General features: G+C 61.7%; 19 protein-coding genes. 14 read left to right on the forward strand and 5 right to left on the reverse strand.

The genetic code is table 11. The annotated features are described in order from the left end of the window. The 7 genes from dpdF to dpdD are packed head-to-tail and all read left to right on the forward strand — an operon-like array spanning position 1 to position 14,022. Entirely contained in the window at positions 1-2,562 is a 2,562-nt protein-coding gene (dpdF, locus tag E4M00_RS15235; protein WP_204773019.1) for a protein DpdF, read from the forward strand. After that, positions 2,563-3,363, forward strand: coding sequence for a hypothetical protein (locus tag E4M00_RS15240; RefSeq protein WP_135121337.1), 801 nt, complete (start codon positions 2,563-2,565; stop codon positions 3,361-3,363). Further along, the gene (gene dpdH, locus E4M00_RS15245; protein WP_275668214.1) at positions 3,360-6,362 is read left to right on the forward strand and encodes a protein DpdH; all 3,003 of its coding nucleotides are present in this window, start codon (positions 3,360-3,362) and stop codon (positions 6,360-6,362) included. The genes E4M00_RS15240 and dpdH overlap by 4 nt, the downstream gene beginning before the upstream one ends. Next, positions 6,355-7,041, forward strand: coding sequence for a hypothetical protein (locus tag E4M00_RS15250; protein ID WP_135121339.1), 687 nt, complete (start codon positions 6,355-6,357; stop codon positions 7,039-7,041). The genes dpdH and E4M00_RS15250 overlap by 8 nt, the downstream gene beginning before the upstream one ends. After that, a complete protein-coding gene (gene dpdJ, locus E4M00_RS15255; protein ID WP_135121340.1) occupies positions 7,038-11,429 on the forward strand; it encodes a protein DpdJ in 4,392 nt (1,463 codons plus the stop codon). The genes E4M00_RS15250 and dpdJ overlap by 4 nt, the downstream gene beginning before the upstream one ends. Then, positions 11,426-11,941 carry a phospholipase D-like domain-containing protein DpdK gene (gene dpdK, locus E4M00_RS15260; protein WP_135121341.1) on the forward strand — a complete coding sequence of 172 codons (516 nt, stop codon included), beginning with the start codon at positions 11,426-11,428 and terminating at the stop codon, positions 11,939-11,941. Before dpdJ ends, dpdK begins: the two co-directional genes overlap by 4 nt. Beyond that, the gene (dpdD, locus tag E4M00_RS15265; RefSeq protein WP_275668215.1) at positions 11,938-14,022 is read left to right on the forward strand and encodes a protein DpdD; all 2,085 of its coding nucleotides are present in this window, start codon (positions 11,938-11,940) and stop codon (positions 14,020-14,022) included. The genes dpdK and dpdD overlap by 4 nt, the downstream gene beginning before the upstream one ends. Here the strand turns inward: dpdD and dbpB (E4M00_RS15270) are convergent. The 3 genes from dbpB (E4M00_RS15270) to dbpB (E4M00_RS15280) are packed head-to-tail and all read right to left on the reverse strand — an operon-like array spanning position 14,009 to position 17,494. Next, positions 14,009-15,139: a DGQHR domain-containing protein DpdB gene (gene dbpB, locus E4M00_RS15270; protein WP_135121343.1), complete on the reverse strand. Its 1,131-nt coding sequence runs from the start codon at positions 15,137-15,139 to the stop codon at positions 14,009-14,011. The genes dpdD and dbpB (E4M00_RS15270) overlap by 14 nt on opposite strands. Further along, the gene (dpdA, locus tag E4M00_RS15275) at positions 15,132-16,367 is read right to left on the reverse strand and encodes a tRNA-guanine transglycosylase DpdA (RefSeq protein ID WP_135121344.1); all 1,236 of its coding nucleotides are present in this window, start codon (positions 16,365-16,367) and stop codon (positions 15,132-15,134) included. The genes dbpB (E4M00_RS15270) and dpdA overlap by 8 nt, the downstream gene beginning before the upstream one ends. After that, entirely contained in the window at positions 16,364-17,494 is a 1,131-nt protein-coding gene (gene dbpB, locus E4M00_RS15280) for a DGQHR domain-containing protein DpdB (RefSeq protein ID WP_135121345.1), read from the reverse strand. The genes dpdA and dbpB (E4M00_RS15280) overlap by 4 nt, the downstream gene beginning before the upstream one ends. 976 nt (positions 17,495-18,470) lie before the next feature. Here dbpB (E4M00_RS15280) and queC point away from each other — a divergent pair. The 6 genes from queC (at position 18,471) to E4M00_RS15310 (ending at position 22,500) form a co-directional block, all read left to right on the forward strand. Further along, complete coding sequence (gene queC, locus E4M00_RS15285) at positions 18,471-19,166, forward strand: 7-cyano-7-deazaguanine synthase QueC (protein WP_135121346.1); 696 nt, start codon at positions 18,471-18,473, stop codon at positions 19,164-19,166. Further along, a complete protein-coding gene (queE, locus tag E4M00_RS15290) occupies positions 19,166-19,801 on the forward strand; it encodes a 7-carboxy-7-deazaguanine synthase (RefSeq protein ID WP_135121347.1) in 636 nt (211 codons plus the stop codon). The genes queC and queE overlap by 1 nt, the downstream gene beginning before the upstream one ends. After that, positions 19,798-20,181 carry a 6-carboxytetrahydropterin synthase QueD gene (gene queD, locus E4M00_RS18270; protein ID WP_135121348.1) on the forward strand — a complete coding sequence of 128 codons (384 nt, stop codon included), beginning with the start codon at positions 19,798-19,800 and terminating at the stop codon, positions 20,179-20,181. The genes queE and queD overlap by 4 nt, the downstream gene beginning before the upstream one ends. Continuing rightward, complete coding sequence (locus tag E4M00_RS15300) at positions 20,181-21,002, forward strand: GTP cyclohydrolase I FolE2 (RefSeq protein WP_135121349.1); 822 nt, start codon at positions 20,181-20,183, stop codon at positions 21,000-21,002. The genes queD and E4M00_RS15300 overlap by 1 nt, the downstream gene beginning before the upstream one ends. Further along, the gene (locus tag E4M00_RS15305) at positions 20,999-21,595 is read left to right on the forward strand and encodes a VUT family protein (RefSeq protein ID WP_204773021.1); all 597 of its coding nucleotides are present in this window, start codon (positions 20,999-21,001) and stop codon (positions 21,593-21,595) included. Before E4M00_RS15300 ends, E4M00_RS15305 begins: the two co-directional genes overlap by 4 nt. Before the next feature lie 272 nt (positions 21,596-21,867). Then, a complete protein-coding gene (locus E4M00_RS15310; protein ID WP_135121350.1) occupies positions 21,868-22,500 on the forward strand; it encodes a hypothetical protein in 633 nt (210 codons plus the stop codon). 79 nt (positions 22,501-22,579) lie between these two features. Here the strand turns inward: E4M00_RS15310 and E4M00_RS18200 are convergent, their stop codons facing one another. Next, positions 22,580-23,131 (reverse strand): TetR/AcrR family transcriptional regulator, encoded by a 552-nt coding sequence (locus tag E4M00_RS18200; RefSeq protein WP_275668216.1) that lies wholly within the window; start codon positions 23,129-23,131, stop codon positions 22,580-22,582. A gap of 41 nt (positions 23,132-23,172) precedes the next feature. On the opposite strand from E4M00_RS18200, the gene E4M00_RS15320 reads away from it, so the two are divergent. After that, entirely contained in the window at positions 23,173-24,810 is a 1,638-nt protein-coding gene (locus E4M00_RS15320; protein ID WP_135121352.1) for a DUF885 family protein, read from the forward strand. Between the two features lie 48 nt (positions 24,811-24,858). Here the strand turns inward: E4M00_RS15320 and E4M00_RS15325 are convergent, their stop codons facing one another. Continuing rightward, entirely contained in the window at positions 24,859-26,280 is a 1,422-nt protein-coding gene (locus E4M00_RS15325; protein WP_204773022.1) for a nuclease-related domain-containing protein, read from the reverse strand. Positions 26,281-26,401: the final 121 nt, after the last annotated feature.

The raw sequence follows: 26,401 nt of genomic DNA on the forward strand, positions 1-26,401 counted from the left end.
GTGGCCGAAGCCCAGGATGCGATCAGCGGGTGGCCCGTGATAGGGCATACGGGGACCCCGGTCGGCGACGCCTGTCGACGCCTGCTGGACGCGCTCGGCACCTTTCAGACGCTCGGTGTGTCAACTGGCTGGCGTGATGTAGGCGGACTCGTCAGGCAGGTGCTTCTCACCGACCAAGGCGTGTACGGCGGCGCGCCTCAACTCACAGTCCCGAGTGTGCACCCGTGGCCATCCATAGAGCAGTGGCGGGCTCTGAAATGCCGGGCGATTTCCGTCGGACAAGAGAAGTTGCGCATTACAGCCGATCAGTGGTTGCCGTCCATCGATGAGTCGGAGGAAGCGAAGTCAAAGGCCGCCGAGCAGATGGCTGCTGTCTATCGGGGCGAACTGACCCACGAGCCGTCTACACGTCGGGCCGACCCGTTTTGGCAAGCCACTCACGGCTACGACGCGTATAGAGGGGCCGCTCAGCAACAGGCGGCACGAGCCGCCGTCACCAATGACGGACAGCCGCTCCTCATCTCCCTCCCGACGGGCCGCGGTAAGACAGCCGTCGCTTGGTCGAGGGCTCTCTTGGCGACGGTGGGTGTGACGGTTGTGATTGTCCCAACGGTTGTGCTCGCGTTAGACATGGAACGCAGGACTCGGATTCAAGCGAAGGAGAGCAGACTGCCCCTTAGCCCCGTCGATCGATATGCATACATCGGCAGTCTCGACCCGGAAACGAAACGAGTCATCCGCAGCGCGGTCAGGGCGGGCACGCAACGGATTATCTATGCAAGTCCAGAGGCCTTCGTATCGGGACTAAGCCAGGCGATTATGGATGCTGCACAATCCGGGCTTTTGCAACAGATCGTGGTGGATGAGGCGCACCTTGTCGATCAGTGGGGCAACGACTTCCGGCCTGAGTTCCAGATGATTCCCGCCCTCGCCCGTGAGGCATATGAGAGGGCTCCTGCCGTCAAGAAGCCCTCGGTGCTTCTGATGAGTGCGACGATCGCGCAGCGCCAAGTTGAACTGCTCACGAAACTCTTCGGACATGATGATGTCTCGGTCGAGTTGCTCTGGGGTTCTGCGCTACGCGCGGAACCGGCCTACTTCGTGCACGCATTTGTTGACGAGCAGGAGCGTGTGAACGCTGTAGTCGACGCCGTGTCGATGCTTCCGAGGCCGATGATCCTCTACACAACGACCGTTGCCGATGCGAATGAATGGGTCAAGCGTCTTTCCGACCTTGGACTGCAGCGTGTCGGCATCGTCACGGGGAAGTCCAGCGATCTCGACCGACAGACTGCAGTCGAGAAGTGGCGCGGACTCCTCACCGACGGTCGCGACAGCAGGACTCAATTCGACATCATGGTTGGGACCTCCGCGTTTGGCCTTGGCATTGACGTTCCCGACGTCCGCACCATCGTTCACGCGTGTCTGCCGGAGTCCATAGACCGCTACTACCAGGAGGTAGGGCGCGCGGGCCGCGACGGGCGTGCGACGGCAGCTGTGCTGTACGCCGGGCCACGTGATTCGAAAATCGCTCGTCGGTTGGCTTCGGCAACTTTCATCGGTGAGGAGAAGGGCTGGAACCGCTGGCGGGCCCTCGTTGCCAAGGCCGAACGCGTCGAAGGTGCTCCAGGGCAGAGGTATCGCGTCAAGAAAAGCACCCTGCCGACATACATGGATCGCGGCTTCGGCGAGAGTGAGGCGTGGAACATCCGGACGCTGACCCTCATGGCACAGGCCGGCGTGGTAGCTCTGCGGGCTCCTTTCTGGATTCCGCCTGTGGGCGCGAGCCCGGAGGAGGCTGCCATCGCGCAGGAACAGTACTTCGAGAACGCGCCCGACCTGGTCGAGTTCGAACTGCTACATGGCGACCTGATGGCCCAAAAGGACTGGGTTGATGCGCTCAGTGCGGAGAAAAGCCGAGCGCACCGCGAATCCACTGCAGCGCTCCGGGCTGTTGAGAATCTCGTCGCGGGTTGCGAGTGCGTAGGCATGTTGCTCGCGCGACACTATGGCGTTGCTATCCACGGTGGGCGACATCTCACCGCCGCGAGTTGCCGCAGTTGCCCGTGGTGTCGGGCGAACCCCGATCGCGCAACTGGGATCGATCCGGCGGAGTACTCGGTACCTCGAATCCCGAGTCCACGGAACCGGGCCGATCCGCTCCGCTCCTGGCGCGGCCGCGACGCGGCACTGCTGTTCATCGCTCTCGAGGAGGGCGACGACGGATTCAACATTCTGCGGCGTCTCGCTACGCTTGGTGTCAACGTGTACTACGGCCTCACTGAGCCCCTCGGGAAAAGATTGCAGCAGCAAGTTCGCAATGTGCCCATCATCCGCGCCGACATCTCCGATGCGTCCGGCCTCGCGGAGTATTACCACGACAGCGTCGTCTTCGTGGCGAACGACGATAACTGCACGCTGGCGTTCGACCGAGCCGATCTGGGCCTCCCGACGTACCTGATTGCGCCCGATGATATTGAAGATCCTCAGCGCCCAGGTTGGAAACTCCGGGATACACATGCGGCAGTCGTCCGAGGATCAGTATTGCTGAGGGAGTTGTAATTGGAACTGCTAAACATAGCCCCGGCCCCGATCCTGCCGACCACGATGTGGCTCGTCTTTCGGGTTCTAAACGAGACAAATGAACTTACGCGGGAAGAGTTGATTGATGCGGCGTGCCCGCCCACAATGCTGGAAGGCACGCCGGGTTCCGGCGCGCATATCAAGCGCGCAATCGATGCGCTGAAGATTTTCGACATGATCGAGATCGGGGCTGGCGACGTGCACCGTGTTCGCACGGCTCTCGATCTTCAGGCGTTCACTAGGACGTTGCGCCAACGCGTCCTAATTCCGAGCAACGAATCCGAACAGCGCGCAGACGACTTGCTTCGAGCCCTGGACTGGCTTGTTGATCAGACTCCCGGCGTGCCCTATGAGTTCCCCACTTCTGGAGTGTTCGTCAATGACACCCGCTGGAACAGTTTCAACTATTGGGCTTCGTTCCTCGGGTTCGCTCGAGATTGGCCGCTGAGTGAGAGTGAACGGAGCGTCGATCCGTCTGCGGCGGTTTTTGACGCGATCTTCCATTCCGCGGGCGTCGCGTTTCGTGAGGGCACCATAGAAATCGCACTCCTGCTTCAGCACATCGAATCCGAACTGCCCTTGCTTCGCAGCGCTGAGGTGGACGGCGTGCGGACTGTGCTTCCGTCAACGGCTTTCGCGCTTCGGTCGCTGGTCGCCCAGGGCAGACTGCGACTCGAACGGGCGGCGGATGCAAAGAGCGTGGTGCGCCTCCCTGCTGGTGCAGGCGCGAAGGAAGAGAACTACATCTCACACGCCACAGTGCTGGGGGCTACGTCGTGACTACATTGACAAACTTCACCTGTTGGTCGCCGGAGATCGTGACCTCTACGATTGCCACAGAGGCGGCGAGCCCCTCAGACGCAGTTCTCCTCGCGACTCACACGCCGTTGCGTATTCGAAGTCGCGGAGATGGCGATGCCGGCGATTTCATCACTGAGCGAGAATTCATCGACGCGTTCCTGAACGGACCAGTAAAGGAAGGCGTGCTGGTTGCGCCGGTCGTTGGCGAATCGGGCTCTGGAAAGTCACACCTGGTGCGTTGGGTATACGCGTCGCTCGAGGCGAATCCCCTGCGACATGTCATCTACCTTCCGAAAGCGCAAACGAGCCTGCGGGACGTCATCGAGCGGTTGCTTCGCGACCTGCCCGGCAGCCAATTCGACGAGGTGCGCTCCAAACTCGGTGGGTTGAGCGAGGCCGTTTCGAGGGAGACGCTTGAGCGGAAGATCCTCGATGAGTTGGCCGCAGCTGTGCGCGACGTCCAGGTTGAACGCGGTGACTTTCTCACGAAGGCTCTCGTTGGCGATAGGGGCCTCTACGTTCTCCTGCATGACCCGCTCTTCCGCGAGTACCTTCTACGACCCGAGTCCTTCATCCCCAGGCGAGCGGAACACGCCCTCCGCGGCCGAGGTGTCGACGAGGACGATGTGCCACCGGTGTTCACAGTTGACGACCTTCCACTCGAGATCGCCAACGTCAACAACGCGAGCGATCTTGCGAGGGCGGCGTTTAGGAAGGTCAGCGCTGATTCCCAGATGCAGGTGGCAGCCGTAAAACTGCTAAATGATCACCTGGACGTCGCGGTAATGCGGGCAGCTAATCTCGGAGTGGGGAGTATCCAGGCTGCGTTTATGGCGCTCCGAGAGCATCTAGTTGGCCAGGAGATTGTCCTCCTCATTGAAGACTTTGCGCTCATCCAGGGAATTCGTCGCGATCTGCTCGATGCAATCATCGAGGTTGGCACCGTCGGCGGCATAGAGAAATACGCCCCTGTGCGGACCATGATGGCCGTCACCCACGGCTATTACAGTTCCCTCCCTGACACTTTTCGGACGCGCGCTGAAGCAAGTTCGCCGGTTTACGTTGTCGACGTTGACATGGCTGACGTCTCAGAGGGCACCGACAGGACCGCGGTCAACTTCGTTGCGCGATACCTTAATGCTGCGCGGTTGGGGGCGAAGGCGCTCGAGGATTCAGCACCCACGACGCCGAACGCCTGCGAACGTTGCCCACTCCTGGACGCGTGTCATGCCGCCTTCGGGGCGTCTGACGACGGTTACGGCCTGTACCCCTACAATGAGTCCGCGCTTAGGCGGGCCGTGGCGATCACCGCTGATCCAGAACGTAAATCGATGTTTAATCCTCGACGAGTGCTTGCGCGGATGGTGCGTGGAGTTCTTACCGAAGAAGCGAGTGCGATTCGGGACGGGCGATTCCCGACTGCGAACTTCTTGAGGGAGGAACGAGCGCGGGATCGAGAGCAAACGGCCGCGCGACGCCAACGAGATCTCCCGCTCGCAGAGTTGAGCGCACTCGACGAACGCTACAACGAACCGGAGCGCACGCGATACCTCCTAACGTTCCAGTTCTGGGGTGGTGTGTCGTTTAATGTCAGGCCGGACGTCCTCTCGGCGTTCTCACTCCCTCCGGCTGATCTCCAGTTCGACGAGGGAACGACGGCGCGGCCCCCCTCAATCGAAAACGAGATCCAGCAGCGGCCACAGGCTGCGACCATCCCGCCAGCCCTACAGCGGCAACTCGAAGACGTGGACAATTGGGCCAGAGGTGGACAACTCTCCCAGGAGACGGCACGGACGATTCGTACCGTTGTCCGAAGGGCGTTGGTCGCAGACATTTCATGGGTCGATCCGATCATGAAGGCACCGTTGGGTCCCGTGCTGTCTCGCGCAGTGCCTGATGCCGGCCAGATTTCGCGCAGCGTGTCGATCGCGGGCGCTCGCGAGAATCTTGCGCAGGGTATATCTCCGATCCTGCGGTTCGAACAAACTCCCGCGAACGGACTTCTCTTCAAGAGTCTGCTGCATTTCCAGGTGGCGCCATCTTCGGCTCCCGACGCTCTGATTGAACTCCGACGCATTTCCGATGAGTGCCGCAGCGATGTCATCGCGAGAGTGGTCGCCTCCATGGAATACGAGAGGACTCAACTGATCGTGGCGGCCGCGTCGCTCATCGCCGGCGCTGCATTGCTTGGGCAGTTGGCGCTCAAGCCGCGTGTGCGCGACTTCGTTGGAGCAGCGCTCTGGAGTGGGGACCACTATGTGCGCGCGGACAACTCGCGGAGCGATCAATGGTTGCAAACTGAGGCCAAGTACCTCGCCGACCGGAAGACTGCTGTAGTTGCATTTCGGGCTGCGGTCGGCGCGAGCCAGGGCGGCGGCGCCGTCCATGCAGTTGATGATCCGCGCGTGCGAGACATTGTGACGGCGGCGGCGAAACTAGTGGATTCGTTCGCTGTGGACGAGACGCCAAGTTGGGCGCGGGAGGCTGAGCAATCACGTCTGCGACTTGTAGCGGTCATCGACCGTCAACTTAGCGAATGGGACGCAGCAGTGAATGTGATTCGCGGCGAAGTGCCGGAGGGTGTTTCATATCTCGGGACTGTTGATGCGGTCAAGGCAGCCACTGAGATGGGAACCAACCAAGGCTTCGTGAGGGCAAACCTGGTCGAAGTTGAGTCGGCGAATGTAGCAGCACGGGCGCGTGACTTCTCCTCGGTGACTCAGTTGGAGAGTGCGATCGAACTGGCCCGCGCTTCTGATGGCTTGGATCGGTGGAGCGTTGTCGGGCGCGCAGTCGGCGACGAAGCCGTGGCGATCGCGAAGTACCTGCGTGATACCGCGGTGTGGCTCGACGCCGGACTACGGAATGCCGAGGGCCGCGATCTTGCGGGCACGCTTGACATCGACGCGGACATCGAGACTGTGCTATCCAAATGGGGCGATATCGTGACGGCGGGTGAGGAGGCCAACGGTGAGTGAACTCATCGCACGCGCAAACCGTCTTGAGAAATTGGCGAAGGCGGCGCGAGACAAGGAAGGCGACCAGGCGGAGATCGAGAGATTGAAGTTCGCCGTCGATAAACTGAGTCTCACGCTGAACGACCTCGAGGGAGAACTCTTGACGAGGTCTGCGCTCGATCCCCTTCAAGCGCGGGGTCGCATCGATCTCAAGGTTGAGACGCCCTGGGCGGAGCTCAAGAGTTTTGTCGAGACACGGGGGCGGCCGACGCTGCAGCGCCTCCAGGCCGCGAACAGAAAAGTGAGCGATCAGGTCGATGCTCTTCGGGGTGAGTCGCAGTCCCGCTGGGCTGAGTGGGCAACCAGCGAGGTGCGTCAACTTCCACGTCACTTGGTGACGGCGATGCCATCGACCGAACGGGTCCGTGTCGAGACCATCATTCGTGAACTCGACGATGCGGTAAGGAAGGCGGCCAGGTCGGCGCCGACTGCCGACGGGATTAGGATCTTCGGCTTCCAAGTGCAACGGGTTCGAGAAGAACTCGGGCAAATTGACCTTGACGAGAGCGTGCTGAAAGTCTTGGAGAGATTCACGTCACCAGACGGGGTTCCACTTCTGGAGATCACGGATGCGGAATTAGACATTCTGAGATCGAACCCTGCCATCGCCGGCCAATTCGTGGTTCGGCGGCAGGTGTGAGCGACAATCGCTGGTTGAGACTCCCGGAAGCCCTGTCCGCGCTCGAAGATCTCGAGTTGCCACGTCTTTCTTGGGGCGTTGTCGATGGCTTCCTGAGCGAGCAGGAGGTTCGGGATGCGATCGACGAGGTGCTTTGGGATGACGTCCAAAAGGGGCTGGATGCACCTACGGTCGACGAATACATGGATCGCCTGATCCAAGACGGACTTCTGTATGACGTTCCTGATGCGCCTCAGAGGCAGTTCCGCACACGACTCGCGGAGGAACTCCGGCTCATACGTAACCTTCGTCAACTCTGGCCACCCGCAAACGAGGACTCGCCCGGGTGGTGGAACGCGGGTGCAACGCTGGTTGCGGATTACCGACTTCGGGTCGCGGCCCGCAGATATCCCCGACGGGATCAGCCTGAGGAGGCTGTTAGAGCACGCCTCAGTGATCTCGAGAGGTGGCGGGCGGAGTCGGCGGCTGTCGCAAGTGCAGTCATCGAAGGGCGCTCGCTCGCTCGATTCCAGGTCGACGCGGCGCAGAGTGTGCTCGCGGCGATCGAAGGTGATCGTACTCGCGGCCGCATCGTTACTGCCGGGACCGGTTCGGGTAAGACGCTTGCCTTCTACCTCCCTGCGCTCTTGGATATCGCAGCCAATAGTCGGCAACGCACGAAGACGCCGCACACACTAGCCCTGTACCCGCGGAACGAGCTCTTGCGTGACCAAGCGCGCGAGGCGCTGATCCAGTGCCGGAAGGCGAACGCGGTGCTGCCATCCGGCTCGCGCCCTATCCGTATCGGGTTGCTTTACGGCGGGACTCCCCACGATGCGCGGTCGCTCTCAAGCCGTGGGATGACCTACGGATGGCGCCAAACTTCCGGGCGAGACGGATGGGTCGCACCCTACTTTCCCTGCCCGACCGACGAGTGCCACGGTGACCTCGTGTGGTCCGACGTCGACCGGCGGCGCGGAACTGAGAGCCTTAGATGCAGTCTGTGCTCCTCTGTCATCGATGGCAGCGAACTTGCACTCACTCGTGAGTCGATGCGTCGAAACTGCCCCGACATCCTCTTCAGCACGACGGAGATGCTCAGTCGCAACTCAACGAAGGCCCTAGGGGGAATCCTCGGTTGGCGGGGGAACAGTAGCATCCGACTCGTCCTGCTAGACGAAGCACACACCTACTCGGGCGTACACGGTGCACAGGTCGGGCTCATGTTGCGACGCTGGCGGTTTGCGAACGGCCAGTTCGGATCGCCGAACCCTGTTTTCGTCGGGTTATCTGCAACGCTGCGTGATGCCGGCGACTACTTCGCGTCGCTCATCGGGGTCGACCGCTCTGACGTTGAGGTCATCGCTCCGACCGACATGGAACTAGTGCCAATCGGGCGCGAGTATGGCTTGGTTCTGCGAGGTGATCCGTCGTCGGGGGCGTCGCTACTCTCGACAACCATTCAGACGGTGATGCTGACCTCTCGACTCCTGGACCGCACACCTGGCATCTTCGGGTCTTCGGCCTTCGTCTTTACTGACGATCTTGATGTCACGAATCGTTTGTTCGACGACTTGAGGGATGCAGAGGGCTACTTCAACGGGCGCCCGAACGCAAAGAAGCGCCTGGCCGAACTCCGCGTGTCCGGGGCGTCGCAGGCGGCGGCCCGATACCGAGACGGACAAGTGTGGGGCCTAGCGGAGCAACTTGGCAGGCTTCCCGCTGGGCTCAGCGTTACGCGGACTTCATCGCAGGATCGCGGCGTAGATTCGGCTGCGGATGTTGTCGTTGCCACCGCAGCACTCGAAGTTGGGTTCAATGATCCACGCGTCGGCCTAGTCGTACAGCACAAGGCGCCCCGCGACATGGCCTCATTCGTCCAACGACGCGGTCGCGCCGGGCGATCCCTAGGGATGCGACCGATCACTGTCGTCGTTCTCTCGGACTACGGCCGCGACCGGAGCATGTACCAGACGTACGAGCGGCTGCTCGATCCCGAAATCGATCTTCGGTCACTACCGATCCGCAACCGCTTCGTCGAGAAGATCCAGGGCACACATGCACTTCTGGACTGGCTTCACCGGCGGCTTCGCTCTGACGTTCGTGCACTACTTACGCCGCCGCTGGACCCCTCAAAGACCAGACAGTTGGCTGACGCCCTCGCAGACGAACTTGACCGAGTTCTTAAGGACGCGGCCGTCCAATCGCACCTGCAGGCATTTCTCGCCTGGTCTCTGCGTGTGACGGACGACGAAGCCGCGGCCCTCCTTTGGGACGAGCCGCGGTCGCTCCTCCTTTCAGTTGTTCCGACGGCCCTCAAGCGATTGAAGTCCGGCTGGCGCATGGCGGGCGGCCACCCAGTGCCGCCCGGTGGGACACCGCTCCCTGAATTCATGACGGGCGCGCTATTCGATCCTTTGAACAGTCCGGACATCGTGTTCTATCTGCCGCCGAACGTGGGTACCGGGGACGAGGAATCGATGCCTATCGTCGCCGGATTGCGTGAAACAGCACCAGGCCGGGTCAGCCGTAGGTTTGGCTTTAAGCATGCGTCACATCGGACTTGGGTTGCGCCGAGCACGAACCCCGGTGGTCTGCAGTTGTCTGATTTTGTTGCTGCCGGCCAGAACATGGGGGAGTGGGCGACTGAGGATGGCGATCGTTACCTCGTCGTGCGGCCGCTGACGTTGAAACTGGTGTCGCCCCCGCCGGAGGTGCAGGACAACTCCAACGCGATTCAAATCTGGCGCACGGCGATCGTTCCACCCGAGAGTGGATTGACCGTAGCGGACTTCCCAGACCAAACGGTTTGGGGCGAGTTGGTCGCAAGTTGCGAGTTCGCGCTGCATGCGACGGGGAACGCTCTCACCATTCGGCGGTTGACAATCGGATCTGACGGCGAAGTCATCCTGAAGAGCGGCGGGCGGACTCCGCATGCGACCCGTTACTTTCACGGCGATGTGCCCGCCGCGCTCGGATTCGAACTCGAGGTCGATGCTTTCCAGATCAGCGGAAGCCTTCTCCAGGTGAGTGAGCTGGACTTGCAGGCCTTCGCCCGCGGGCCGGCGTGGCGGACACTCTCATTCCGGACTCGAATCGCGGAAGACGATCGGCTATCGGAAATTACGAATGTGTTCGCTCGGCAATGGCTGGCGGATCTGTTCTTGGTCGCGTACGCGAGAAATGGCCTCCTCCATCACGATCGGAGTGCGGCTCTCTCCGCCACCGTTAGAGGTGCGTGGCGTTCTCATGTCGACGAGTACTTCCGAACGATGTATCGCTCATCTGACCCATCGCAAGCCCTAAAGCGCGCAGACGAACTAAAGAGCCTCGGGCTCCTGGCGGTGGTTAATGAGGTACTTGACGAGCACGCACAACTCCTGCTCGATCCGAGCATCCACGACACGACCGGCGACCTTCTTAGTCGTGCCGTGTTGGATACCCTCGGATCGGCGGTGCTCGCCGCAATCCACCGAAGGGTGCCGGACGCGCAAGACTCCGACCTCGTCGTAGACGTCATCGTCGGCGGCAACGAGCAGGTTTACCGAATCGTCGTCTCCGAGACTGAGATCGGGGGCCTTGGCTTGCTTGAAGAGTTCCAACGCGACTACGCTGCGGATCCGCGTCGCTTCTGGGAGCAGGTTGCAGTGATGTGCGACAGCGGAGAGTACGACGATCTCAACGCCTCGATGGAGAGTGCGGTGCGCCATTTGGTTGATCCCGGTTCGTCGCTGGCCGGTGCCGTCGCTCAATACCGATCGGCAGCGTCGTCGGTGGCGCTCGATAGTGCCCTCAGTAAGGTCCGAGAGGCGCTCGAGGAAAACGACGGACCCCCGTCGCATCTTCTGATGTCGACTCTCAGCGCGCGCGTCCTTCGCCCTGGCGCATCAGTGGCGACCGATGAGGTCACGGCGTTCCTTGCTCATACCTGGAGCACGACCGAGACCGACCTTGGGGTGGAGATCGACGCGCGTGTCATCGCGTTCCATGCCGCGACCGGCGCGCTTGGGCGACCTATCGCGCCCATGAATGCGGATTCGGCATATGCGGCATTATGGCTCCGCGGCCCGGCTGCGCGGAACGGTGTCTTGAACGACTGGCAACCCTACGTGCCGGACCGACTGCGCGAGAGAGGAGTCTTGGAAGCCGTCGTCGCCGATCGGTCTGCAGTAATCGACGTCGCTAGTGACCGCTGGCAGTCAGAGTACATCGACGCGATCACTCGCGATCGCGTCGTGCGTCTTCAGTCGAATGTCGAAGATCGTCAGCAACTGGCGCGGGCGCTCAGAGTCATCACCGCTCTCCCGATCGACACGGGAATGCTCAGGGTCTACGGAACGCTTCGTCGTGTGAAGCGCCGGGGCCCCTATTTCCACGCGCTAATTGCACTTGCGGAGGGACACCAGTGAGGCTCGCCAGAACTATCAGAACCCGACCGCGGAACGGGGTCGCGATTTCGGAGGTGCTAAGTGCTGTCCTAGTGTCCGAACTCCTGTCGCCGAGTCAGGAACTGTGGCTCGTGACCGGGTGGGTAAGCGACATCCCCGTCATCGCGAACCCAAACGGCGAGTTCGGTGAAATCGGTGAAGATCTCGATGCTGGTGCTTTCACATTGAGCGATGTTCTCGCTTCTCTGACGCGAAAAGGGGTGCAAGTAAGGGTCGCCGTGCGGGAGGACCGCCACAACAATGCGTTTCTCGACAAACTCAAGCGGCGTTGCGCGCCGGGCAGGTTAAGTATCTACAGCAGCCCAGACCTCCACGAAAAGGTGTTGTGCGGTGAAGACTGGCTCCTGAAAGGCTCCATGAACTTCACCTGGAACGGACTCAACGTTCACGAGGAGAGCATCGAACTGGTGGTCGATCAGATCGAGGCAGCCAAGAGTCGCCTCGAGTTCAGCGTCAGGTGGAATGACTCATGAATGCATCTGCAGCGAACGATGTCTTTCTGGACGCCTTCTTCTCAGCACCAAATGAAAGCTGGCCCGGGCGATTGAGCAGTCACGCTTCTGCCGCCTACCTGCAGCGGTTTCTCAGCGCTTTGGACGAAGACGGAGATGCCCCACTAGTTCTTCCGCGGAAGGACGCCGGATGGCCTGCGGCATGCGCGTATGTAATTTGCGAGAGCCCTAGCCACGCTGCACGCATGCGCGGCTTGTTGGGGGCCGCAGTGGCGCAAAATTGGTGCGATTTCGACGGGCGCCTCGCAAAACTTAAGCCAAGCGATCCAATCGATGCGGCAGTTCGCGGACGCTTCGGCGCCAACACGACCTATGTTCTACGCCCGCCGGACACTTTCGCACAGCAGGGGATGTTTGCTGCGCTGAGCCAATTCGTGTCTTCCCTCGAGCAGCGACCGACTCGCGCGAACCGCATCGCGAGACCAGTTGGACGTCTGCTTCGCGACTTCGAAGTCTCCCTGGCCGCCGGTCAGGCGGCGACGTCCCTTGATTTACTCGAAGAGATCGAGCGCACAGGGGGCATCTCACATGAAAACATCGCGTTTCTCCGATTCCGACGGCTAAGTCAGCTCGGAGAAGACCGCCAGATCCTCGATGACCACGCATTGCGCACTCTCGTTGCGACGGAACCGCCGCGTCTTGTGCGCGAGGCAGTTCTTGCAGCCTGGTATCGGGTCAATGCGCGGGACGGCAACGATCCGATCGAGTTGATCCAGCAATTGCGGGACTTCCGGGTGGACATAGCACTCCTCGTCGATAACTTGAGTGCGGCGACCGTGAGCGCAGACGTGTGGGGCACGGTGGCACTCGTGGCGCTCGCGAGAGGAGACATCTCGCTTGCTCGCGATCTCCTCGGCAACGATTCTGTAAATGGTGGCGAACTCCGCAAGCTTGTTAGGTCGCTGGCAGGCGGAGCCCAACCGCTGCATCCAAGCGATGCGGAGGCGGCGGGAGCCACCGTCGAACGGGTGAGTGCGGAACAAACGGACGACACGACTGAACCTGCCGTCTCAGATCACTCCGGCGAGACCGGTGACGATACCAACCCTTCCAGCACACCGCAACGCACGGCGAAAGGCACCGAGGCAGGCGACCGCGATTGGCCGATGGATTCGTGGACGGCGTGGCTGAAGTCACTCAACAGCGACGACCCGGCACCACCTCTAGACACCGACCTGGCTGGAATGTGGCCCGCGCCAGGTGAATCCGATGCCGAACTGTCCTCAGCGATCGATAACTTGCCCGATGCTGCGACAGTTCGCATCTTTGCAGGTCTGGCCGCATTCATCGATTGTGATGACTATGCGAAGCCGGCCTGGAGGACGGCAGCGGTATTGATACGCAGGCACCTGTACAGTGACAGCCTCACGCCGAGTGACCTGGGGGCAATCTCGGCGTTGCTCGCTATTTTCCTTCGCGGCGGGCCCGACGTAGGTGCATATCGAGAGTTGCTCGGCGACCTGGTGGACGACGACATACGAGGGCGTTGGGCTGCCGTGTCGACCGCTTCTGCGGCGATGGATATCGCCGACCTAGTTGTAACTTCGCCGACCGCGGACCGGGCAACACAACAGGGGTTCGTGGCCACGGCGCTGGAGACCCTACATGCTCAACGTCATCGTCTGACCGAATCGCTGCGCGTAATCGGCGACCTCGCAACGAGCGACTCTGTGCTCACATGGGACTGGAGCGTCACGCAGAGCGGTGAGGCTGATGCGCTCGTGGACTCGGAAAACTACCCCTCGTCGATACTGCTTTACAGCCTCGAGGAAGCAGTTCTTGCGCGTGCCAAGGCTGCAGTCGAACGGATCTACCCTGGAATTCAGGTTGTGCTGTCCTCCACGAAGGTAGGGAGCGTCGGTCTTCGAGAGCACGCGCGTCGGGCGGGGTTGATTGTCCTCGCTACACGACGCGCAGCACACGCCGCCACCGGCTTCATCCAGACACACGCGGGCGATGCCCGCATCGAGTATGCGGATGGATGCGGATCGGCGTCGATGCTGCGGGCCGTTGAGCAAGGCCTCCGGCTCACCGCCGAATAGCGAGGACTCCAGACGCTCGCACGTGCCGGAGAAGGTGGCTTGTGAGCAGACGCACGTCGTTCGGAGTGTTCTGGATTCCATTCCAGCGGCGCACCTGGTCTGGCCCGAAGTCCCACGTGCCTTCCGTCCAGGCGCAGTGCTCCCGCAATTCAATGAGGACCTCTTCAATGCCGAGGCCGGGCAGTTCCGCCGCGGGTACCCCTTCGGTCAATGTGTCCATGACGTACCCGAGGGACTGGATGCCCGCACCATGTGTGAGGCGCGACTTGGTCGGCGGAAGGCGCCATGCGCTGGGGAAGACTTGCTCAACTGCACCCCAAAAGAAGTTCAGGTGCATCAAGATGGATGGGATGTCGCCGGTCCCGTCCTCGCTATTTCGGTATTGATAGAGCGCACCCTCATAGAGGCTGTTTTCGATCATCTTGAGGACGCTGTTGTCGCGGATGTAACCGTTGGCCATGGTGGGCGTGCTGATTCGACCCGTGAACGGTCCTTCCCCGCCATCGACTCCAAAGTTCAGGGTGTTCAGCACGGACGCCGGCAAGCGACGGCGGGCGTAGGCGGCGGGCAATTCCGCCGTCGTTGTCGGAAGCAGTTCGTGGATCAACCCCTTCGGAAGGGGCTTGGTGTTGTTCACGAGGATGAACTGCGACCGCTGCTCGGCCTCGTCCTTCGCGATGAAACCAACAGCTGCCACGGGAAACTCTTCGAGATCTGCGTCGCGAATTGCAGCACTCCGTTGCTGGCCGTCGACCAACCACGCGGGCTTCTCGTCATCTGCCAGTTCGGGATCCATCGGAATGATCAAGTGGCCCACCGTAGAGTACGCAACCTCAGAAGTGTCGTCATCAAGCGCCCTGAACTCGACTCGGCTGTCGAACGCCAGGACGATGGCATTGGGTAGAAGCGCGGCGTCAGACTCGAGGTAGCGACGGATGGCGCGAATGTGTGACAGAACTTCAGGGCGCTGGTATCCCGCGAGCGTCTGATCGGTGCGATGTACCCGGCTCACTGCAGCGAACTCATGTACCCGCTTGCCGTCGACGCCGAACGCGAAGATGTGCTGATTGCCCTGACGAATACGGATTGCAGGGAGAACGATTGTCTGCTTAGGCATAGTTAGGCGAAAAACTCCGGTTAGTGAGGGCAGATACTTTGTTGGCGAGAACTGTCAAGTTGTGAAAGCCGCGACGCTTGTTTCGCTCGGTCCCCCGGAAGATCGCAATTTCGATTCCGTGCATCCGGCAAAGCCGACATTTGCAGTCGGCCCATGGTGCAGCGACGAGGGTTTGCTCGTACGCCTGGAGGTAACTCTTCTTCGCCCCTACGACAATCTCATAGTGGCCGAGCGCAGCGAGCGCTCTGTCGATTCCTGCGCGGGAACCATCGAGCAACCGGAGAACTCTCAGCGTGTCCCGCTCTGCGGCGATCGCATCCTGTTGCGAGACGGCCCCGGCGAGGATAGCCCGCCGAAGAGTCGGGTTACCGTCGACTTGTGGGACGCGAATTGCGACGTGGGCGCCATTCGGTGTGTGGAAGTTGTTTCGATCATCCATGAACGCTTGTCGGAAAGGGGAGGTGCTGTCGAAGCTTGTGACGCCGAGTTGGGCGAACTCTTCCATTGCGTCCACGCGTGTCAGACCAAGGAGGTGCAATTCAGTCGAAGGAAGGCGGATATTGCCAATCGTTCGAAGGCAGTCGAGCACGTCCTTGGTCTTGAGAGGCACCATGCCCCCGAGCGCAATCCGTCTATAGCCCATCTCTTGGAGTCGAGCCACACTATCCGCGTAACTCGCGGGACTCCACCCCTGTGCAGCACCGACGGGTTGGACCCGTGAGCCTCGCTCCTCGATGCGACGGCGGAAATCGGCCGCCAATTCAAGTGTCAACTCGCGTCGACGACTCCAAGCTGGATCTACGTTGTCCAGCCCGGCCGTAGCCTCGTAGCCGAAGATGATGTGATCAACGCTTACTCCTGCGTCGAACCCGCACTCGTCGTAGAAGTCGAGAGTCTCGTCGACGGTCACCGGCGGAACCTCCTCGGTCACATAGTTGAACGCGCCGTTGTCGCCTAGTGTCGTGATTCCGTCAGGAAGTCGAAAAAAACGCCGGACGCCCATTCGGTATAGGCGCGCACGCTGCGACGAAGTGTACTTCCCCGAGCCCGAGACGCTGCCGTCGACTATCGCCTTGCTGACGAGCATGCCGTGATAAGGCGAAGTATCGAGAACTTCGTGCGCATAGCGGTCGTCACGTTGGCGAACGCGCGTTGGCATGTACTCGTCATGCTCGAAGTCGTACGTCGGGCTGATGAGATCTTGGCTGTCGGGGAAGTAGAACCTCAACGTGCTGCCGATCTTTCGGCAAGGTATGCGCGAGCGAGGAAGTTCGAGAGCGCGCTGATGTGCCGAGGCGTGTTCTGGAGCTCGTTCCATGGGAGGCCGAGATCGGTCCACGTGCCATTCGTCCAGTGGCACTGAGACGCGATCCGGCCCACTTCCCGACGCGCCTGCGCCGCGGCATCGGACGATTCCACGTCCACATGCGCCATGACGCGCTCCATCAGGCGCCCCATCGCACGAATGCCGACGCCGCCCATGAGGCGCGACTCCGTCGGATTCTTCCCCCATGCAGAGGGGAACGTGTCGCGGACGGCACTCCAGTACACAAGGAGAGTCCGGCGGATTCCCTCAGTGTCGGTGGTTCCTGCCGCGATATTCCGGTACGGGAACAGGATGCCGGACGGAGACTCAACGGATTCGCGCAGTGCCTCGACGAGTCCGGTGTCGGTCACAATCGCGCTCGGACGATTCTCGGTAGCCGTTGACGAACGTCGAACTAGCCCGTAGAAGGGCGAGTCCGGGTCGGTGTTAAGCATGTCGACGAGGGCGGATGGCAACTTTCGAGTGGATAGGCGCGCGGACGGCACACGCGCGATCTCGGGAAGTAGTTCGGTAACTAGCCCGACAGGTAGGGGCTGCACAGTATTCACTCTCAGGAACTGCTCGCGTTGCACTTCGAGATCGTCCGAGACGAAGCCGGCAACGGGAACCGGGAGGCGGCGATTGCGAGTCCGCGCCAGTGCGAGACTGCGTTGCTGGCCGTCCACGATCCACGCCGGTCGGGGCCCACCCTCGCCATTGACGATGGGGATCTCCAGAGTGCCGGCCGTCGCGAGTCCATCGCTAACGGCGGGGCCTCGGCTGGACTTGAATCTCACTTCCCTTGGCAGAGCAAGGATGAGACCGTTGGGAAACAAGACGTCGTCACTATCAAGATATTCCTGTATTTGATTTACGTGTTTGCGTTTCTCGGGGCGCTGATAGCCGATGAGTTTGCCAGCCTGATCTCGCGAAATTCTAGCCACGTCCGCGACTTGATCCACTTCTTCCGCGGCGAGCGTAAAGAGGTAGAGCGGGATCTCCCCTTGTAACAACCGCAGTGCCCGTCGTTCGATCCATTCCTCTGTCACGATGCTCCTCCTCGAGCGCTTTCGAACAGTTGAGTGAAGCGTTTCTGCTCACACGCGTAACCGTTCTCTCTGAGCGCGCGGAGCGCGCGAGTCTTCCTAATGGTTGGTTCCTGTTCTCGCATCAGGCCGATCATTTCGAGGACTTCCTGGTCGGCAAGCGGAGTCCGCTCGTAACGCTCGTGTCGGGCTGCGCTCGTAGCCCAGCGATGCCAAGACTGCCGATCGCCCACGGAATCGATCGTTGACGAGGTCAGTCTCTCCATCCACGAGACCGCCGTGCGCATGTTTAAAGCGCCGAGGGTGCCCCCTAAACTCGATCTCAGTTTGGCGTCTGCAGGTAGACGTAGTGAAGACGCGATTGCATCAGATCCGCCGATTACGAGGACCGGGTTCATGTCGGCCGTCTCGGCGACGATTGGTGCAAGCACGTCTGCATATCGTTGTGACAGGACGAACAGCGTCGAGGCATCATCAGGCAGAGCGCCCTGTGATCCGTTCCATTCGTTCAATCCGTCCCACCAGGCTCTCTGCTGTGTCGTGGAACCAGGGACCGAGTCGGGCTGATTTGGAGTGAATGTAGCGCCGTAGGCTGGCGCGGTGGCCGAAACTGGGCGCAGCCCGAGTCCTGCAGACGCAACGAATGTAACTGGCTCGAATCCCGCACCGCGCGCGGCATTCTCGAGGCGAGGGAGCTGAGACCAGGCGTCGCCCTGATAGAGGTTCCGTAAGGGCACAACGGTGTCAGCGGATTCGATCCGCTGTGTCCAGGCGGACACCCTCTTGCGGGAACTATTGAGCGATCGGAGCTTCCTCTGCTCGGGAACTACAAGAGACTTGCGGTCCGTGCAGGTCACGACAATCGTGAGTTTCTGCGACACGTGACACCACCTAACTGCGTGTGTTTCGATGTTACTGTACCCAACAGTTTCGATCTATCATTGCGGTGCGTGCAATCTTCAATAGAGCGGAGGCTCATATGTCAAAGCGCAAGGCAGTTGTTCTCCTCAGTGGCGGGCTCGACTCAACAACGGTCCTAGCAATCGCGAAAAATGAGGGGTACGAACCATACGCTCTCAGCTTTCGGTATGGACAGCGTCACGTCGTGGAACTGGAGGCGGCAAAGCGCGTGGCAGAGGCTCAGGGTGTTGCGCAGCACGTCGTCTGCGACATTGACCTTAGGACTTTCGGTGGGTCGGCGCTCACCTCGGCGACTGACGTGCCAAAACACGACCGCGCGGAGGACCTCTCTCCCGACGAGATCCCGGTCACGTATGTGCCGGCCCGCAACACGATTTTCCTCTCCTTCGCTCTCGCATTCGCCGAGGTCGTGGGTGCAAGTGATGTGTTCATCGGTGTCAACGCACTCGACTATTCCGGTTACCCCGACTGCCGCCCCGAGTACATCGAGGCGTATGAGACCATGGCGAACCTCGCCACTCGTGCAGGCGTCGAAGGCGCGCGCCTCAAGATTCATACGCCTCTCATCTCCATGACGAAAGCTGACATCGTTCGTGCGGGTATGGAACTCGGAGTTGACTACTCGCTGACCCTCTCCTGTTACGACCCCGACGACGAGGGTAAGTCCTGCGGACACTGTGACTCGTGTCTACTTCGAATCCGTGGATTCCAGGAGGCCGGGTCGTCCGACCCGGTTGCATACCAAGCAGTCTGATGTCCTACAAAATCAAAGAGATCTTCTACACCCTCCAGGGGGAGGGAGCGCACGCCGGGCGTCCCGCGGTTTTCTGCCGATTTAGTCTCTGCAACCTCTGGACCGGGCGCGAGCGAGACCGCCCTCGCGCCATTTGCCAGTTTTGCGATACGGATTTTGTCGGTACGGATGGCCCCGGTGGGGGCAAGTTCGCCACCGCGGACGATCTTGCCGATGCCGTTGAGGCAGCATGGCCGGTCGGTTGGGAATCCAACCGGATGGTCGTTTGCACCGGCGGCGAACCACTCCTGCAATTGGACGAGGCTGTTGTTGAGGCCCTCCACCGACGCGGGTTTTATGTGGCCGTTGAGACCAACGGAACCCGGCTTCCTCCCCCCGGAGTTGACTGGCTATGCGTTAGCCCGAAGGTAGGGGCTGAACTGGTGGTGAAGCGGGGGGATGAACTTAAATTCGTTTATCCCCAAAAAGGAGTGGACCCTGCTTCATTCCAGCATCTGGACTTTGGAACTTTCCGAGTTCAGCCGATGGATGGCCCCGACGCCGTTGCGAACACAGCCCTCGCCGTTGAGTACTGCCTGAATCATCCAACGTGGCAGCTCAGCCTTCAAACCCATAAATACCTAGGAATCGCATGACTTTTTACGCCGAATTAGCCCGGACATTCTCATTTGAGTCTGCGCACTACCTTCCCAATGTCCCGGACGGTCATAAGTGTGGTCGAATGCACGGCCATTCCTACACGGTTGAGGTACAAGTAGCCGGCAATGTCGGTGACAAGTCCGGCTTTGTCCAGGATTTCGGGGACCTGTCCGTTGCGTTTGCGCCGGTGCAAGAGCAACTCGATCATCACCTTCTAAATGAGATCGAGGGCCTTGAGAATCCGACTAGCGAGCACCTCGCTCGTTGGATTTGGCTCCGACTCGTTGACGAACTTCCTCTCCTATCCGCGATCGTGGTTAGCGAGACGCTCCGCTCGACGTGCACGTATCGCGGCGAGCCGAACGGGGCAAAGTAATGCTGCCCGAATTGACGCAGGCTCTGCCGGACATCCAGGATGAGGTTGACCCTCGTGGGATCGAGTTGGATGCTGTAGGAGTGTCGGGCGTTCGCACTCCGATCCGTGTTTCGGACGGCGAAGTGGATGCCATGGGGGTAGGTTCCGCCGAGTTCGTCGTAACCCTCGCCGCAGACCGTCGCGGCACACACATGAGCAGGATGGTCGAGACGCTTGCCGTCCAACTCCGTGAGTTCGATCCGCGCGCGGCGCATGCCTTGATTGCATCCGCGATGGATCGTCTCGATGCATCGAATGCTCAGATCTCGTTCGATCTCGCGGTTCCGTTTGAGGTTCGGGCGCCGGTGTCGGATGTGCCAGCCTGGCAGACCGCCGATGTCCAGTTCTCGATCCAGGGCTCGTTGGGGTCGGCTGCGATGACCACGACGTTGACGACGCACGTCACGAGTCTCTGTCCTTGCAGCAAAGCCATCAGTGATTACGGTGCGCACAACCAGCGAAGCGCCGTCACCCTGTCCGTAACTGGACGCGGAGATGACCTCTATCCAGTAGCCCTCTCGGATATGTTCACCCTGGCGCGCCAGGTGGGATCGTGCCCGATTTTCCCGGTTATCAAGCGCCCTGACGAGCGCTGGATCACGATGGAAGCCTACGATCACCCAGCCTTCGTTGAGGACATGGTCCGCGACCTCTCAGCGACCTGCCGCGCTCGTGGGCTGAGCCATTCGATCGCGGTTCGCAATTTTGAAAGCATCCACAGCCACGATGCAGTCGCGTCCCTGTCGTGGTCGCCGAACACTGACCGTGGGGCTCATTCGTGAGCGCAGGAGCTTACAACCGTCGCAAATTAATTCGAGGTTCCATCGCGCTCGCTGTCTATATCGGAGCGATTCTCGCCGCAAACATTCTCTCGGCGAACTTCGGTCTCGTTCCGGTCGGATTCGGCCTGGTCGTGACTGCTGGGACATATGCGGCCGGCTTCGCACTCCTCTCCCGTGACTTCGTGCATGTTTACCTCGGGATGCGAGGCGTGCTGGTCGGCATCGCCGTCGGACTAGCCCTGTCCTGGTTCTTGGCCACGCCCGCTCTCGCTGTGGCGTCCGCAGTCGCATTTCTTGTTGCTGAACTCGCGGACATGTTCGTTTTCCTGCGGATGCGCCCGCGCGGCTTCGTCCGGGCAGCCCTCATCTCGAACTGCGTATCTGCTCCTATCGACTCAGTGCTCTTCCTCTGGATCGCAGGGTTCCCGCTCATGTTTGAAAGCATTGTCGGGCAGATGGTCGGAAAGATCCTTTGGGCGACCATAGTGCCGCTCGCGATCTTTGTTGGTCTTCGCGCTCTGATTCGTTTCTACCGGGAGAGGCCAGTTGGTCCGCAACTAGCGAAGTCGAGCGACGGCCGGTCTCCGGCTTGAACTAGCACTCATTTCAGTTGTCGCCCGCGCGCGCCCGCCGCGTGCTCTGAAGTGCATTATCGACGGGCCCCGACCTCTATGGTGCAAACAGGGGTAGCAAATGCGCCCATGGTGTGAGAAGGCGCTTTATCCCTACTCGGTGCAGCAGGCTCCCGCGGCCTCGAGGGTGCGGGCTAGTTGGTGGCGGCCGCCAACAGGAACGCGGGGATTCCGCGAATCCGGAAATAGTGTCGAAGAGAAGACGGAACCGATAACTGCGCCATCATGAGCGGGTGAACAATCCGAACTGGACCGACGTTGTTATAGCATTCACCGGGATCGTAACTCCGGTACTTGTTGCCGTCTTTGGTGTATTTCTCGCGCGGCGACAATCCCGCAGCCAACTACTTCAGCAGACTCGGTTCGAGTACTACAAATCACTCGCTCCTGATCTGAACCGGCTGATGTGTTATCTGACATTCATCGGAACCTGGCGAGACGACAGCCCGCCGGAGATTGTGGCTCTAAAGAGAAGGCTTGATTCCACCTTCCACGTTGCGGCCCCCCTCTTCAGCGGCGAGGTCTCCGCGGCGTATCGAAGGCAAATGGATCTCAGCTTCGCGACATTCGGTAACTGGGGCCAAGATGCAACTATTCGTAGTAGCGCCTACCGCAGGCAGCAGACGTGGAGCCGAGCAGATCTGCCTTGGGAACCCGGCTGGCAAGCGATGTTCGATCTCGACAATGCTGATTCGATCACGGCAGAGTCACTGGCGGCTTACAGGAAAGCGTATGACGATCTGCTCTTCGCTTTGGTCACCGATCTGAGCCTCACCCGTGCACGCGAGGAATATACGACCCCGCGTGTATCCCGAAATGCCAGCCCATCGATCGTCCGGGATATACCGGGAACTGCCCGCCCCTGAGGCTCAGACCCCGAAGGCTTGATCCAGATCGATCTCGAGCGAGTGGCCACGGTCCCTCTGGCATTAATTGCCGCGCCGATTAGTTGGCGCCCATATCGCAAGCGTCCCACCCGCCTTCTAGAACGAGTTGCTGGTGGCTCTCGGGCGACGAGAGGAATGAAAGGGCGGCGACTGCCGCCTCAACCCCGAGGCAGTCCGCCCGGCGGCGCGCCAGCAGGTCGTCCAGCGCGGCGGCGACCAACGCATCCGCGTTAGCCGCTGCAAGGAATTCGATCCAGAGCACGCTGGTGCGGGCGTTGGCTGCGGCGACGAAGGCGGCGGTGGCGGTGAGGAAGGCATCCGCATCCGTTATCGCCAGAATCTCCTGGGCGGGGTCGCTGTCGACGACGGGCGCGGGGCCCTCGGTGCCGGCGAAGGCCTGCTCGAAGGCTCCGAGGAGGAGTTCGCGCTTGGGGCCGTTGTTCTTCACGGTCTCGGGGGAGACTCCGGCGCGGGCGGCGATGTCGGCGAGCGAGGTGCCGCTGTAGCCGTTCTCGGTGAAGCAGGTGGCCGCGGCTTCGAGGATGCGCCGGCGGGTGGTCGCCGCCCGCTCGGCGCGCAGGGTCGAGACATAGCTGCGGGAGGGGACCACAGCGCTGCCGCCGCGTCGGCGGCGCGCAATACGCTGATGGCATGTCTGCGACGACAGATCTCGACCGGCTCGGCTCCGAATTCTGGGGATGGAAGGCGGCGACCGGCTTCCACACCTCCGACGATGTGCCGCGGATGGCGCGGCCTGCGGGGTGGGTGCCGTTGTTCGATGCCGCATCCGTCGCCGAACGGCTTGTGCAGCTGCGCGTGTTCGCCGAGAGGCATGCGGCTATCGACGTGAGCGCCGAGCCCGTGCCAATTCAGGTCGACCATCGGCTTCTCGGCTCCGCCCTGGCGCGCGTGCACTGGGAGCTCGACGTGCTCCGCAACTGGCAGCGCGACGCGGTGTTCCTCTTCGGGCAGATCGTCGGCCCGTGGTTCGACCTGCTGCTGCAGCCACCGCCCTTCCACGCCGAGCGCCGATCCGACCTCGTGACGGTGCTCACCGCGATGCCGGATGCCGTCGACAGTGCCATCGCCAACCTCGCCGAGCACGGCGTCGCGTCGCTGGCCCACGTGGCCATCGGAATGCTGGACGACATCGGCGAGCGGCTCGCGACATCCGTCACCGCGGTCGCCGATCACGTCGATGACGAGACACGAGTCGCCCTCACGGCTGCGCTCCCGCCGGCCCGCGACGCCCTCGAGCGCTATCGCGCCTGGCTCGAGCAGAACGCGGACGATCTCGGGCCCGACGCCATCGTGGGGCGCGAAGCTTTCGTCTGGTACCTGCGCCATGTCGCGATGATCGCCGGCGAGCCCGAGGAGCTTGTGCGCGCCGCCGAGCAGGACTATCGGCGTGCGGTGGCAGCCGAAGCGGCCGCTCGGGCGAGCTTCGCGGGGGAGCCGGAACCGCCGGTTGCGGCATCCGTCGACGCAGAAGTGTCGGCACAGATCGCGGGAGAGCTGGAGGTGCGCTCCTTCTACGAGCGGCACGGTCTGCTCAGCCAGCCCGTGAGCCTGCGGCACTACGAGTTCGCCGCGACTCCCGCCTACCTGGAGCCGTTCGCGATGTTCGGGGTGACCGACGACCTGGGCAGCCACGCTCGCGTTGAGACGGCCACCTCGTACATCCCCGAGCCGTCGACCGAGCTGCCCTACTTCGACGCGGCGAGCGCGCGAGATCCGCGGCTCGGCATCATCCATGAGGGCGTGCATGCCCAGCAGCTCGCGCTCTCCTGGGGCAATCCGCGGCCGCTGCGGCGCCATGTTTACGACTCGGTGCCCAACGAGGGCCTCGCGCACTACAACGAGGAGCTCATGCTCACCGCCGGGCTGTTCGCCGACGCCCCGCACTCGCAGGTGATCGTGCACAACTTCATGCGGCTGCGGGCTCTGCGGGTGATCGTCGACGTCAACCTGGTCACCGGTGTCTTCAGTCACGCGGATGCTGTGCGCTTCTTCGTGGGACGGGTGCCGATGGACCTCGCCACGGCCACCGAGGAGACCGCCATGTACGTCGCGACGCCGGGGCTCGCGATGTCGTACAACGTGGGCAAGCACGAGGTGCTGCGGCTGGTGGCGGATGCGGCCGTCGCGGGCGGCGGCGGTGGCGACGCCTTCGACCTGCGCCGCCTGCACGACTTCCTCTGGGAGAACGGCAACGTGCCGGTGTCGCTTCTGCGCTGGGAACTGCTCGGCGACCGTTCGGATGTCGACGTGCTCGACGCCGCTGGGTGACGCGGCCTCCTTCACCGCAAAATCGAGGCCGCGCTCAACGCACGTAATTCAGGGCGTCGCTTCCTCGCTCGGCGATGGGACCGTCACCGAGCTCGCGTACTCCGGTCCCGTCAGGGTGAGGGAGTACGAGGCGCCATCGGCGCTCACGACGTAGTCAGCCGTCGTCCCGTCGGGCAGGTCCACCAGGGTCACTCCGGCATCTGTTTGAAGAACGGAAGCGCCTCGCGTCACGATGAGCGACGTGGGACGAGTGCCGTTCGGGCTGTTCGCATCGATCGCTGTGACAGCAGCGGACGCGGCATTTTCGAGTGCCAGCTGCTCGGCGCCCTGTGAAGCGAACTGTTGGGGGCTGGCATCCTTGAGTGAGGTGTTCGACATGGATGACGCGACACCCCACACTATGAGCAGGACGACGAGGCCGCCGATGAGGGAGCCGAGCGACGACTCCTTTTTCTTGTTCTTTTTGCGCGGCCTACTTGCTGGCCGGGATGGTCGTTGGATCGGGGGCCGAGGCTGGCGGGTTGGCCTGGTTGCGGTGGGCGAACGCACCGTTCTTGAGGCTGGCATCGGAGTCACCCCGAGCCGTGCATGGATGCGTTCGAACTCGGCGTCCAATTCACCAGCGGACGTGACCGACATGGGTTCACGCGACCATGTCTCTGCGCGCATCGCCGCAGCTGCAATCTGGGCTACCTGATCATCGCTGTAGTTGCGTCGGTGGGCGCGGAGCACGGAAAGAAGCTCGTCAGCGCTGACCACCTCGACGAGCGCCCCGTCGACGAGAGGTTCGGCGCGTACTGTCAACGTCGCCCCCACGACCACGATGACCCCGAATACCTCGACAGAGAGACCGCTCGCGTGTGCGAGCAGACGCTCAGCGCGACCTGCTTCGTGCGCCGAGTTCGTGAGGTAGTGCTGAGGCCGATTGCTGACTCGGAACGCACGCCCCGCCACCCATACGGCCTTACCGGGGTGATGCTTCGTGTTGAGTGTGAAGACTCCAGGAGGGCCGATCAGAACGTGATCGATGTCGCTCCCGTCGGAGCCGACGGGGACCGAATGCAACACGGTCCATTCGGGTCCCAGGTTGGACAAGATGTTCGCAACATGGCGCTCGCCGATCGCACCGGTATGCCACGATCGCATTTCGGCGTGCTGGCCGGCGGCCTGCAGTTCGATGAGTTTCTCGATCACAGCGTGGGCCGGAACTCGATCGCGAAGGTCGTTCGGCGTACGGGTGACGGATGCCGCCACCATTGGAGGCCCGGCCGGCTCGTTCTTCGCGGGTGCGGCCGGTGCGAAGTCAACGCCGACGTCCGGGTCGCGCACGCAACGGAAGTCCGCCCACGCGTCACCGGTCCACCAACGCCATTGTGACGTGTCCGCCTGGTCCGTGTACCAGCCCTGAGGCGGGCGCGGGGGCAGCGGGGACTCGAGCATGACTGCCTCATCCTCGATGCCGTCTTCCACTGCAGCTGAATGACGACCGGGGGGCATCCGTCCACGCTATCGACGCGGAACCTGTCAGCGCTGGCCCCAGAGTACGGGCGACTGGAGTTGGGGCCCGTCGTGGTTGCCCGTCGTCGAGGGC

This window comes from Orlajensenia leifsoniae (assembly GCF_004570845.1).
GTDB lineage: Bacteria > Actinomycetota > Actinomycetes > Actinomycetales > Microbacteriaceae > Orlajensenia > Orlajensenia leifsoniae.